This window comes from Erwinia endophytica (assembly GCF_009295515.1).
GTDB classification, from domain to species: domain Bacteria; phylum Pseudomonadota; class Gammaproteobacteria; order Enterobacterales; family Enterobacteriaceae; genus Erwinia; species Erwinia endophytica.
In genome coordinates this window covers 13,990-27,554 of the sequence record NZ_RQVV01000047.1, presented here as the reverse complement: position 1 = coordinate 27,554, position 13,565 = coordinate 13,990, and the positions used below count along the sequence as shown (strand labels likewise).

Here is a 13,565-nt window from a genome sequence, read left to right as displayed (position 1 = left end):
TCAAAGGTTACCGTCCGCAGTTCTACTTCCGTACCACTGACGTGACCGGTACCATTGAACTGCCTGAAGGCGTGGAAATGGTGATGCCAGGTGACAACATCAAGATGGTGGTGACGCTGATCCACCCAATCGCGATGGATGACGGTCTGCGTTTCGCTATCCGTGAAGGCGGTCGTACTGTTGGTGCGGGCGTTGTTGCTAAAGTTATCGCATAATTGCTGATAACATTTGACGCAACGCACAAGAAGAGGGCATCATTTGATGCCCTTTTTGTACGCTGTAACATAGAACCTGGCTCATCAGTGATTTTCAACCATAATCATTGCTGAGGCAGGCTCTGTAGTATGGCGTTGAACCCAACAGAAGTTATGTCGCAGCGCGACGACAACTGAATGAATCCCGGAAGCATAGATTGCCAGGTGACCGTGGTGAATGAGGATCGTCAACAACGCTGTAACTTGAAAGATAAAGGGATATGCCGAGTTTCGCCTGACAGCATCATTCGGTTCGGTTGCTTCGTTGTACGGGGCAAGATAGTTTCTGATTTATTGTAGCAGGTTGGTTTATGAGTGCTAATACCGAAGCTCGAGGAAGCGGGCGCGGCCAGGAAGCGGTCAAATGGCTGATTGTTGCAGTGCTGCTGCTCGCAGCTATTGTTGGCAACTACTACTATCGTGAAGTTGCTCTCCCGTTGCGCGCGCTGGCCGTAGTCATTCTGATCGCCGTAGCAGGGGGTATCGCGCTGCTGACGGCAAAAGGCAAGTCAACACTGGCGTTTGCCCGTGAAGCGCGCACTGAAGTTCGCAAGGTCATTTGGCCGACTCGTCAGGAAACGTTGCACACCACGTTAATCGTTGCCGCGGTTACTGCCGTGATGTCACTGATTTTGTGGGGACTGGATGGTATTCTGGTCCGTCTGGTATCGTTTATCACTGGCCTGAGGTTCTGAAATGTCTGAAGCTCCAAAAAAGCGCTGGTACGTCGTTCAGGCGTTTTCCGGTTTTGAAGGCCGTGTAGCCCAGTCGCTGCGCGAGCATATCAAGTTACATAACATGGAAGAACTTTTTGGCGAAGTCATGGTGCCAACCGAAGAAGTGGTTGAGATCCGTGGTGGTCAGCGCCGTAAAAGCGAGCGCAAGTTCTTCCCAGGCTACGTTCTGGTTCAGATGGTCATGAATGATGCCAGTTGGCATTTGGTGCGCAGCGTACCGCGTGTCATGGGTTTCATTGGTGGGACCTCGGATCGTCCGGCACCTATCAGCGATAAAGAAGTCGACGCGATCATGAACCGCCTACAACAGGTGGGTGATAAGCCACGTCCGAAAACCCTGTTTGAACCGGGTGAGTTGGTTCGCGTCAGCGATGGTCCATTTGCTGACTTCAACGGTGTGGTCGAGGAAGTGGACTATGAGAAGAGTCGCTTGAAAGTCTCTGTTTCCATTTTTGGTCGTGCTACGCCGGTTGAACTGGACTTTGGTCAGGTTGATAAAGGCTAATAGCTGGTCGTTGCCCGCTGATTCAGGGCGGTAAAAGTCAGCCGGACGGTTAAATATCAGTTGTGATGGGCGCGAAATGGCAATATAATTTCGCGCCTTTTGTTTTTATGCGCTGTCTCAGCGCGTGAATATTAAATTACAGGGGAGCTCTTTGCGGAGCGATTGTACCCAATTGAGGAAATATCATGGCTAAGAAAGTACAAGCCTACGTCAAGCTGCAGGTTGCGGCCGGTATGGCTAACCCAAGTCCACCTGTTGGTCCTGCACTGGGTCAGCAAGGTGTTAACATCATGGAATTCTGTAAAGCGTTTAACGCCAAAACCGAATCCATTGAGAAGGGTCTGCCGATCCCGGTTGTTATTACCGTTTATTCTGACCGTTCTTTCACCTTCGTTACCAAAACGCCTCCGGCAGCAGTACTGCTGAAGAAAGCGGCGGGTATCAAGTCTGGTTCCGGCAAGCCGAACAAAGAAAAAGTAGGTAAAGTATCACGTGCTCAGGTACGTGAAATCGCAGAAACCAAAGCTGCGGACATGACTGGTGCCGATGTTGAAGCGATGACTCGCTCAATCGAAGGTACTGCTCGTTCCATGGGCCTGGTAGTAGAGGACTAAGAAATGGCTAAGCTGACCAAGCGCATGCGCGTGATCCGTGACAAAGTTGATTCAACGAAACAGTATGACATCAACGAAGCTGTTGCTCTGCTGAAGGAACTGGCGACGGCTAAGTTCGTAGAAAGCGTTGACGTAGCGGTAAATCTGGGTATTGATGCCCGTAAATCTGACCAGAACGTGCGCGGTGCGACGGTACTGCCACACGGTACGGGTCGTTCTGTCCGCGTCGCTGTATTTACCCAGGGGGCAAATGCTGACGCTGCTAAAGCCGCTGGCGCTGAGCTGGTAGGTATGGAAGATCTGGCTGAACAGATCAAAAAAGGCGAAATGAATTTCGACGTAGTTATTGCATCTCCAGATGCAATGCGCGTGGTTGGCCAACTGGGTCAGGTTCTGGGCCCACGTGGTCTGATGCCAAACCCGAAAGTGGGTACTGTAACGCCGAACGTAGCTGAAGCGGTTAAGAACGCTAAAGCGGGCCAGGTTCGTTACCGTAACGACAAAAACGGCATCATCCATACTACAATCGGTAAGGTTGATTTCGAAGCAGATAAACTGAAAGAAAACCTTGAGTCTCTGTTGGTTGCGCTGAAAAAAGCCAAACCGTCTCAGGCGAAGGGTGTGTTCATCAAGAAAGTTAGCCTCTCTACCACTATGGGTGCAGGGGTTGCCATCGATCAGGCTGGTCTGAACGCATCGGCTAACTAATCTGCTTTACGCGGGCGAAAGTTTCATCTAGAATCTTACGCCCGTTGTTCTGTAAATAGACAGAACCTGTATTCAAAATTTCGAACTGAGATCCGGCGGGTAGAGCGCATCACCGGGAACATCGTTATCTATGTGACGGATGCGAACGAGCGTAGCCAACGCAGTATCAGTTCTAATGACGTAAAGATAGAAAGGATTTTCGGTTGGAGCCTGGCCTTATCCAGGCCTCCGTCCAAGACCGCAGGTGTGGGGTCGAAAGACACACTTAATTTCCTGCGTAGACGGTGACAGAACCTGAAGAATATTTTTATAGTCTTTGCTGGATTCTGCTCACCGTGTTTGAGCGCCTGCCTCGGAGCATTGAGGTTGGGTGAAGTGAGTTCCGGGGAAATTCATCCCCGGCTAAAATCCAGGAGCAAAAGCTAATGGCATTAAATCTTCAAGACAAACAAGCGATTGTTGCTGAAGTCAGCGAAGTAGCCAAAGGCGCGCTGTCTGCGGTCGTTGCGGATTCCCGTGGCGTGACTGTAGATAAAATGACTGAACTGCGTAAAGCAGGTCGTGAGGCTGGCGTTTACATGCGTGTTGTTCGTAACACCTTGCTGCGTCGCGCCGTTGAAGGAACTCCGTTTGAGGTCCTGAAAGACACGTTTGTTGGTCCGACCCTGATTGCATACTCTATGGAACACCCGGGCGCTGCTGCTCGTCTGTTCAAAGAGTTCGCGAAAGCGAATGCAAAATTTGAGGTCAAAGCTGCGGCCTTTGAAGGTGAGTTGATTAGTGCGGCCAATATTGACCGTCTGGCAACGCTGCCGACTTACGAAGAAGCGCTGGCACGTCTGATGTCGACCATGAAAGAAGCCGCTGCAGGCAAACTGGTCCGTACTCTGGCTGCCGTTCGCGACGCCAAAGAAGCTGCTTAATCGCACTTTTTTGCCTGTTGCACTTGCTAACGTATAAACTATTTCTGATTCACAGGAACAATTGTCATGTCTATCACTAAAGATCAAATTCTGGAAGCAGTAGCGGCTATGTCTGTAATGGACGTTGTTGAGCTGGTTTCCGCTATGGAAGAAAAATTCGGTGTTTCTGCTGCTGCTGCTGTAGCTGTTGCTGCTGGCGGTCCTGCTGAAGCTGCTGAAGAAAAAACTGAGTTCGACGTAGTACTGAAAGCGGTCGGCGCTAACAAAGTTGCCGTGATCAAAGCAGTACGTGGCGCAACCGGTCTGGGCCTGAAAGAAGCTAAAGACCTGGTTGAGTCTGCACCTGCTGCCCTGAAAGAAGGCATCAGCAAAGACGACGCAGAAGCTCTGAAGAAAGCACTGGAAGAAGCTGGCGCAGAAGTTGAAGTCAAATAAGCCAACCTTTCAGGTTGCAGTCTGGTTGTAGTTTTTTCCAGACTGACGGCTGGTGACTTTTTGGTCACCAGCCTTTTTGCGCTCTAAAGCATTAATGACGTTTCACACTGTTTAGTCATTGATTTGCTTAATATCTTTCTCTATCGACGACTTAATATATTGCTCTTCTACAGAGTGCGATCTGTACAGTCAAGGCAACGAAATGATTTAAGAGTGATAGAAAGAGGTATTACGGAAGGGGAGTTTTCTTTCCGCGTCACAAAATAGTGTTGCAGAACTGTCCCCCCTGGACGGACAGAGTGGTTCTACTTTTCAGCGAGCTGAGGAACCCTATGGTTTACTCCTATACCGAGAAAAAACGCATTCGTAAGGATTTTGGTAAACGTCCACAAGTTCTGGACATCCCATATCTCCTTTCTATCCAGCTTGACTCTTTCCAGAAGTTCATTGAGCAAGATCCGGAAGGTCAATACGGTCTGGAAGCTGCCTTCCGTTCCGTGTTCCCTATCCAAAGCTATAGCGGTAATTCTGAGCTGCAGTACGTCAGCTACCGGCTAGGCGAACCTGTATTTGATGTGAAAGAGTGCCAGATTCGTGGTGTCACGTACTCTGCTCCTTTGCGCGTAAAACTGCGTCTGGTTATCTACGAGCGCGAAGCGCCAGAAGGTACCGTTAAAGACATCAAAGAACAGGAAGTTTACATGGGCGAAATTCCGCTCATGACCGATAACGGTACCTTTGTTATCAATGGTACAGAACGCGTTATCGTTTCTCAGCTGCATCGTAGTCCTGGCGTTTTCTTTGACAGCGATAAGGGTAAAACCCACTCATCGGGTAAAGTGCTGTATAACGCCCGTATCATTCCTTACCGTGGTTCCTGGTTGGACTTTGAGTTCGATCCAAAAGACAATCTGTTCGTCCGTATTGACCGTCGCCGTAAATTGCCTGCGACCATCATTCTGCGCGCGCTGAACTACACCACTGAGCAGATCCTTGACCTGTTCTTTGAAAAAATCGTGTATGAAATCCGCGACAACAAGCTGCAGATGGAACTGGTTCCTGAACGCCTGCGTGGTGAGACCGCCTCTTTCGATATCGAATCTAACGGTACCGTATACGTAGAGAAAGGCCGTCGCATTACTGCACGCCATATTCGTCAACTGGAAAAAGATGGTGTCGAACACATCGAGGTTCCGGTTGAATACATCGCAGGTAAAGTCGTCGCTAAAGATTATATCGACGAAAGCACCGGCGAACTGATTGTTGCAGCTAACATGGAGCTGTCGCTGGATCTGCTGGCTAAGCTGAGCCAGGCTGGTCATAAGCGCATCGAAACGCTGTTTACTAACGATCTGGATCACGGCTCATACATTTCTGAAACCCTGCGTGTCGACCCAACCAGTGATCGCCTGAGCGCGCTGGTTGAGATCTACCGCATGATGCGTCCTGGTGAACCGCCAACGCGTGAAGCGGCTGAAAACCTGTTCGAGAACCTGTTCTTCTCTGAAGACCGCTACGATTTATCTGCAGTTGGTCGTATGAAGTTCAACCGTTCTCTGCAGCGTGAAGAGATTGAAGGTTCCGGCATTCTGAGCAAAGACGACATCATTGAGGTGATGAAGAAGCTCATCGATATCCGCAATGGTATTGGTGAAGTGGATGATATCGACCACCTCGGTAACCGTCGCATTCGTTCCGTCGGTGAAATGGCCGAAAACCAGTTCCGTGTTGGTCTGGTGCGCGTAGAGCGTGCGGTTAAAGAGCGCCTGTCTTTGGGTGATCTGGATACCCTGATGCCGCAGGATATGATCAACGCCAAGCCAATCTCGGCGGCGGTGAAAGAGTTCTTTGGTTCCAGCCAGTTGTCACAGTTTATGGACCAGAACAACCCACTGTCTGAGATTACCCACAAACGGCGTATCTCTGCACTGGGCCCAGGCGGTCTGACGCGTGAGCGGGCAGGCTTTGAAGTGCGAGATGTTCACCCGACTCACTATGGTCGTGTGTGTCCAATCGAAACGCCTGAAGGTCCGAACATTGGTCTGATCAACTCCCTGTCGGTGTACGCGCAGACTAATGAGTATGGTTTTCTGGAAACGCCATACCGTCGTGTTCGTGACGGGGTGGTGACCGACGAAATTCATTATCTCTCAGCAATTGAAGAGGGTAACTACGTTATCGCTCAGGCGAACACCAATCTCGACGAGGAAGGTCACTTTGTCGATGATTTGGTGACTTGCCGTAGCAAAGGCGAGTCGAGTCTGTTCAGCCGTGATCAGGTTGACTATATGGACGTTTCCACCCAGCAGGTGGTTTCCGTCGGGGCATCGCTGATTCCGTTCCTGGAACACGATGACGCTAACCGCGCATTGATGGGTGCAAACATGCAACGTCAGGCGGTTCCTACTCTGCGTGCTGACAAGCCGTTGGTGGGTACCGGTATGGAACGCGCGGTAGCGGTTGACTCCGGGGTAACCGCTGTCGCGAAACGTGGTGGTACCGTTCAGTACGTTGATGCATCCCGTATCGTTATCAAAGTGAACGAAGACGAGATGTACCCAGGCGAAGCCGGTATCGATATTTACAACCTGACCAAGTACACCCGTTCTAACCAGAACACCTGTATCAACCAGATGCCGTGTGTCAACCTGGGCGAACCAGTTGAACGTGGCGATGTGTTGGCTGATGGTCCGTCAACGGATCTGGGCGAACTGGCGCTGGGTCAGAACATGCGCGTTGCGTTCATGCCGTGGAACGGCTACAACTTCGAAGACTCAATTTTAGTCTCTGAACGCGTGGTACAGGAAGATCGCTTCACGACCATTCATATTCAGGAACTGGCCTGTGTGTCTCGTGACACCAAGCTGGGGCCAGAAGAGATTACCGCTGACATCCCTAATGTGGGGGAAGCTGCGCTCTCTAAACTGGATGAGTCCGGTATTGTGTATATCGGTGCTGAAGTGACCGGTGGCGACATCCTGGTGGGCAAAGTAACGCCGAAAGGCGAGACTCAGCTGACGCCGGAAGAGAAGCTGTTGCGCGCGATCTTCGGTGAGAAAGCGTCCGACGTTAAGGACTCTTCTCTGCGTGTGCCGAACGGCGTGTCTGGTACGGTTATTGATGTGCAGGTCTTTACCCGCGATGGCGTGGAAAAAGACAAGCGTGCGTTGGAAATCGAAGAAATGCAGCTTAAGCAGGCGAAGAAAGACCTGTCTGAAGAATTGCAGATCCTCGAGGCTGGCTTATTCAGCCGTATTCATTACCTGCTGATTTCTGGCGGTATTGAAGCGGAGAAACTGGAGAAGCTGCCACGCGAACGCTGGCTGGAACTCGGTCTGACCGACGAAGACAAGCAGAACCAGTTGGAACAGCTGTCTGAACAGTACGATGAACTGAAGCACGAGTTTGAGAAGAAACTCGAAGCGAAGCGCCGCAAAATCACTCAGGGCGATGATCTGGCACCTGGCGTGCTGAAAATCGTTAAGGTGTATCTGGCCGTGAAACGTCAGATTCAGCCGGGTGATAAAATGGCGGGTCGCCACGGGAACAAAGGTGTTATCTCCAAGATCAATCCGATCGAAGATATGCCATACGATGAGAACGGTACACCGGTCGATATCGTACTGAACCCGTTGGGCGTACCATCACGTATGAACATTGGTCAAATTCTTGAAACCCACCTGGGTATGGCTGCGAAAGGCATTGGCGAGAAAATCAACGCGATGCTTAAGAAGCAGGAAGATGTGTCCAGGCTGCGTGAATTTATCCAGCGTGCGTACGATCTGGGCACCGATGTGCGGCAGAAAGTCGATCTGAATACGTTCAGTGACGATGAAGTGTTACGTCTGGCTGAAAACCTGAAGAAAGGGATGCCGATTGCGACGCCAGTGTTTGATGGTGCGAAAGAAAGCGAGATCAAAGAGCTGTTGCAGCTCGGCGGTCTGCCGTCTTCCGGTCAGATAACCCTGTTTGATGGTCGTACTGGTGAACAGTTCGAGCGTCAGGTGACCGTTGGCTACATGTACATGCTGAAACTCAACCACTTAGTGGATGACAAAATGCATGCACGTTCTACTGGTTCTTATAGCCTCGTGACTCAGCAGCCGCTGGGTGGTAAAGCGCAGTTCGGTGGACAGCGCTTTGGTGAGATGGAAGTGTGGGCCCTGGAAGCATACGGCGCCGCTTATACCCTGCAGGAAATGCTGACCGTCAAGTCTGATGACGTGAACGGCCGTACCAAGATGTATAAAAACATCGTTGACGGCAATCATCAGATGGAACCGGGCATGCCGGAATCCTTCAACGTATTGTTGAAAGAGATCCGCTCGCTGGGTATCAACATCGAGCTGGAAGACGAGTAAGCACTCGAATTTGTACTGGTTACAGCACGCCTTTCCGGGCGTGCTGAGAAGTCTCACTCCGACGGGAGCTAATCCGTGAAAGACTTACTTAAGTTTCTGAAAGCGCAAACTAAGACCGAAGAGTTTGATGCGATCAAAATTGCTCTGGCGTCGCCAGACATGATCCGTTCCTGGTCTTTTGGTGAAGTTAAAAAGCCAGAAACCATTAACTATCGTACCTTCAAACCTGAACGTGACGGGCTTTTCTGCGCGCGTATTTTTGGGCCGGTAAAAGATTACGAGTGCCTGTGCGGTAAGTACAAACGCCTTAAACATCGCGGTGTTATCTGTGAGAAATGCGGCGTTGAAGTGACCCAGACTAAGGTCCGCCGTGAGCGTATGGGCCACATTGAACTGGCTTCACCTACTGCGCACATTTGGTTCCTGAAATCACTGCCATCGCGCATTGGTTTATTGCTGGATATGCCGCTGCGTGATATCGAACGTGTTTTGTACTTCGAATCTTATGTGGTGGTTGAAGGCGGCATGACCAACCTTGAGCGCCGTCAGATCCTGACTGAAGAGCAGTATCTGGACGCGCTGGAAGAATTTGGTGATGAATTTGACGCGAAAATGGGTGCGGAAGCGATCCAGGCCCTGTTGAAAAACATGGATCTGGAGCAGGAATGCGAGCAACTGCGTGAGGAGCTGAATGAAACCAACTCCGAAACCAAGCGTAAAAAGCTGACCAAGCGTATCAAGTTGCTGGAAGCGTTCGTGCAGTCTGGCAACAAGCCGGAGTGGATGATCCTGACCGTGCTGCCTGTGCTGCCGCCGGATCTGCGTCCGCTGGTGCCGCTGGACGGTGGTCGTTTCGCTACCTCGGATCTGAATGATCTGTACCGTCGCGTGATCAACCGTAACAACCGCCTGAAGCGTCTGCTGGATCTGGCTGCGCCAGATATCATCGTACGTAACGAAAAACGTATGTTGCAGGAAGCGGTCGATGCATTGCTGGATAATGGTCGCCGTGGTCGTGCGATCACGGGTTCTAACAAGCGTCCTCTGAAATCTTTGGCCGATATGATCAAAGGTAAACAGGGTCGTTTCCGTCAGAACCTGCTGGGTAAACGTGTCGACTACTCTGGTCGCTCCGTTATCACCGTAGGTCCATACCTGCGTCTGCATCAGTGTGGTCTGCCGAAGAAAATGGCGCTGGAGCTGTTCAAACCGTTCATCTACGGCAAGCTGGAACTGCGTGGTCTTGCTACCACCATCAAAGCTGCCAAGAAAATGGTTGAGCGTGAAGAAGCGGTAGTCTGGGATATCCTGGACGAAGTGATCCGCGAACACCCAGTGTTGCTGAACCGCGCACCTACTCTGCACCGTTTGGGTATCCAGGCGTTTGAACCCGTGCTGATTGAAGGTAAAGCGATTCAGTTGCATCCGCTGGTTTGTGCGGCTTATAACGCCGACTTCGATGGTGACCAGATGGCGGTTCACGTACCGTTGACGCTGGAAGCCCAGCTGGAAGCGCGTGCGCTGATGATGTCGACCAACAACATCCTGTCTCCAGCGAACGGTGAGCCAATCATTGTTCCTTCTCAGGACGTGGTTCTGGGTCTGTACTACATGACTCGTGACTGTGTTAACGCCAAAGGCGAAGGCATGGTGTTGACGGGGCCGAAAGAAGCGGAACGTATTTATCGCGCCGGTCTGGCTTCTCTGCATGCCCGTGTTAAGGTTCGTATCACCGAGTATGAGAAAAACGAGCTTGGCGAATGGGTGGAAAAAACCGGTCTGGTCGATACGACTATTGGCCGGGCCATCCTGTGGATGATCGTGCCAAAAGGTCTGCCTTTCTCCATCGTCAACCAGGCGTTGGGTAAGAAAGCGATCTCCAAAATGCTGAACACCTGTTACCGTATCCTGGGCCTGAAACCAACGGTTATCTTTGCTGACCAGACTATGTATACCGGCTTTGCCTATGCTGCGCGTTCTGGCGCATCTGTGGGTATCGACGACATGGTTATCCCGGAGAAGAAAGCGGAAATCATCAGCGAAGCGGAAGCGGAAGTGGCTGAGATCCAGGAGCAGTTCCAGTCTGGTCTGGTCACCGCAGGCGAACGCTATAACAAGGTTATCGATATCTGGGCTGCAGCTAACGAACGTGTGGCGAAAGCCATGATGGAAAACCTGTCTACCGAAACCGTGATTAACCGTGACGGTGTGGAAGAGCGCCAGGTTTCCTTCAATAGCATTTTCATGATGGCCGACTCCGGTGCTCGTGGTTCTGCTGCACAGATTCGTCAGTTGGCGGGTATGCGTGGCCTGATGGCTAAACCGGATGGTTCGATCATTGAAACGCCCATCACCGCGAACTTCCGTGAAGGTCTGAACGTACTCCAGTACTTCATCTCTACCCACGGTGCGCGTAAAGGTTTGGCGGATACCGCGTTGAAAACCGCGAACTCCGGTTATCTGACCCGTCGTCTGGTTGACGTGGCGCAGGATCTGGTGGTGACCGAGGATGACTGTGGTACACACGAAGGTATCCTGATGACGCCGGTTATCGAGGGTGGCGACGTGAAAGAACCGCTGCGTGAGCGTGTGCTGGGTCGTGTGACGGCGGAAGATGTCCTCAAGCCGGGTACGGCTGATATTCTGCTGCCACGTAACACTCTGCTGCATGAGCACCAGTGTGATCTGTTGGAAGAGTACTCAGTTGACAGCCTGAAAGTTCGCTCTGTGGTAAGTTGTGAAACTGACTTCGGTGTGTGTGCCCACTGTTATGGACGCGATCTGGCGCGTGGTCACATCATCAATAAAGGTGAGGCCATCGGCGTTATTGCAGCACAGTCCATCGGTGAACCAGGTACTCAGCTGACCATGCGTACGTTCCACATCGGTGGTGCGGCATCGCGTGCGGCCGCTGAATCCAGCATTCAGGTGAAGAACAAAGGTACTCTGAAGCTGATCAACGCCAAGTCGGTAACGAACTCCACTGGCAAGCTGGTTATCACCTCGCGTAATGTTGAACTGAAAATGATCGACGAATTTGGTCGTACCAAAGAGAGCTATAAAGTTCCTTACGGTGCCATCATGGCGAAAGGCGACGGTGAGCAGGTTGCTGCGGGTGAGACTGTCGCCAACTGGGATCCGCATACCATGCCGGTTATCACCGAAGTGAGCGGTTTCGTGCGCTTCGTTGACATGATTGATGGTCAGACTATTACCCGCCAGACAGATGACCTGACCGGTCTGTCTTCTCTGGTTATCCTGGATAGCGCTGAGCGTACGTCCGGCGGTAAAGATCTGCGTCCGGCACTGAAAATCGTGGATGCCAATGGTGACGATGTACTGATTCCAGGTACCGATATGCCTGCTCAGTACTTCCTGCCGGGTAAAGCGATTGTACAACTGGAAGACGGTATCAAGATCAGTTCGGGTGACACCCTGGCGCGTGTTCCGCAGGAATCCGGCGGGACCAAGGATATCACCGGTGGTCTGCCACGCGTTGCCGACCTGTTCGAAGCTCGTCGTCCGAAAGAACCGGCAATTCTGGCTGAGATCAGTGGCATCATTTCCTTCGGTAAAGAAACCAAAGGCAAACGTCGTCTGGTCATCACCCCGGTAGACGGTAGTGATCCGTACGAAGAGATGATTCCGAAATGGCGTCAGCTTAACGTGTTCGAAGGTGAACGCGTGGAGCGTGGTGACGTGGTTTCCGATGGCCCAGAGTCACCACATGACATTCTGCGTCTGCGTGGCGTACATGCGGTGACCCGTTATATTACTAACGAAGTGCAGGAAGTTTACCGTCTGCAGGGCGTTAAGATTAACGATAAGCACATCGAAGTCATTGTTCGTCAGATGCTGCGTAAGGCAACCATCGAAAATGCAGGCAGCTCCGACTTCCTGGATGGCGAGCAGGTTGAAGTATCACGCGTTAAGATCTCTAACCGTGAGCTGGAAGCCAACGGCAAAATCGCGGCAACCTACATGCGCGATCTGCTGGGTATCACCAAAGCGTCACTGGCGACCGAGTCCTTCATCTCTGCCGCATCGTTCCAGGAAACGACGCGCGTACTGACCGAAGCGGCTGTTGCGGGCAAACGTGATGAACTGCGTGGCCTGAAAGAGAACGTTATCGTGGGCCGTCTGATCCCAGCCGGTACTGGTTACGCTTACCACCAGGATCGTATGCGCCGTAAGGCCGCAGGCGAAGTTCCAGTCGTGCCTCAGGTGACGGCGGACGAAGCGTCTGCCAGCCTGGCGGAATTGCTGAACGCGGGTTTAGGTGGCAGTGACGATTAATCGTTGTCGCTAATGCTACGAGTAAAAACCGCTCTTCGGAGCGGTTTTTTTATGGCTATTGATCCTGTTTACATGGCAAGAAAGCGCCGGCGTGTTAGCGGGCGCCATAATTGTCGTGGAGTAAATAGTTGAAGGCTTGTCCGCAAGCCGTATTGATACTTCCCATTGCCGCAGATGGAATATCTTTCAGTTGTGCTGGAATCACGTAAGTATGCATTGTTGGTGTCTGGCGCTATGGATAGGTTGGGGCGTTCTGGTGAGGTCCGCAGAATATTAAAGAGGAAATAAATTGTCTCCGGTTCAGTGGGGTTTTCTCTACAGATGGATTATTCATCAGGTGTGACAGGCCTGATTTTTCATCATGTTGAGTGAGGCAGGCCCGACAGGAAGAAATATACGCCAGGCCTGGACGATGCCCGGTTGACATCGACACCCTGACTCTACAAGGTTTCATTAAAGCAGCCACTCACCACATTTAATTTATGGAATCATAGCTGGAATAAACTTTAGAATATTTCAGAAGATTCATTAAATTTGAGTACCTTCCCCGAAATAAGAGCATTATTGCTGGCATTCTGGAAAAATTATTAATTTTTCTTAAATATGAATGTAGTCTGGAATAAAGTATTAACAGGACATGATATAAATTGGAGGGTATATCTGTCGTTTATTTCAAGTCACCGGTGTATTGGCGCTGTTCCTTACGCAAATGTGAGGGCAAAAGGCTGCCAG

General features: G+C 51.2%; 9 protein-coding genes. All 9 read left to right on the top strand.

Going from position 1 to position 13,565, the window contains the following annotated elements; genetic code table 11:
• Positions 1-215, top strand: a 215-nt coding sequence (locus EH228_RS13435) for an EF-Tu C-terminal domain-related protein (RefSeq protein ID WP_476729647.1), incomplete at its 5' end; no start/stop codon positions are given.
• A 350-nt stretch (positions 216-565) separates the two neighbouring features.
• Positions 566-949, top strand: coding sequence for a preprotein translocase subunit SecE (gene secE, locus EH228_RS13425; RefSeq protein ID WP_152322154.1), 384 nt, complete (start codon positions 566-568; stop codon positions 947-949).
• A 1-nt stretch (position 950) separates the two neighbouring features.
• A complete protein-coding gene (gene nusG / locus EH228_RS13420; RefSeq protein ID WP_152322153.1) occupies positions 951-1,496 on the top strand; it encodes a transcription termination/antitermination protein NusG in 546 nt (181 codons plus the stop codon).
• Between the two features lie 185 nt (positions 1,497-1,681).
• Positions 1,682-2,110: a 50S ribosomal protein L11 gene (gene rplK, locus EH228_RS13415; RefSeq protein WP_152322152.1), complete on the top strand. Its 429-nt coding sequence runs from the start codon at positions 1,682-1,684 to the stop codon at positions 2,108-2,110.
• Positions 2,111-2,113: 3 nt separating this feature from the next.
• Positions 2,114-2,818, top strand: a complete 705-nt coding sequence (gene rplA / locus EH228_RS13410) for a 50S ribosomal protein L1 (protein WP_152322151.1) — start codon at positions 2,114-2,116, stop codon at positions 2,816-2,818.
• A 425-nt stretch (positions 2,819-3,243) separates the two neighbouring features.
• Positions 3,244-3,741 (top strand): 50S ribosomal protein L10, encoded by a 498-nt coding sequence (gene rplJ, locus EH228_RS13405; protein ID WP_152322150.1) that lies wholly within the window; start codon positions 3,244-3,246, stop codon positions 3,739-3,741.
• A gap of 66 nt (positions 3,742-3,807) precedes the next feature.
• Positions 3,808-4,176: a 50S ribosomal protein L7/L12 gene (rplL, locus tag EH228_RS13400; RefSeq protein WP_152322149.1), complete on the top strand. Its 369-nt coding sequence runs from the start codon at positions 3,808-3,810 to the stop codon at positions 4,174-4,176.
• Between the two features lie 332 nt (positions 4,177-4,508).
• Positions 4,509-8,537 (top strand): DNA-directed RNA polymerase subunit beta, encoded by a 4,029-nt coding sequence (gene rpoB / locus EH228_RS13395; protein ID WP_152322148.1) that lies wholly within the window; start codon positions 4,509-4,511, stop codon positions 8,535-8,537.
• Positions 8,538-8,612: 75 nt separating this feature from the next.
• Positions 8,613-12,833 (top strand): DNA-directed RNA polymerase subunit beta', encoded by a 4,221-nt coding sequence (gene rpoC / locus EH228_RS13390; RefSeq protein ID WP_152322147.1) that lies wholly within the window; start codon positions 8,613-8,615, stop codon positions 12,831-12,833.
• Positions 12,834-13,565: the final 732 nt, after the last annotated feature.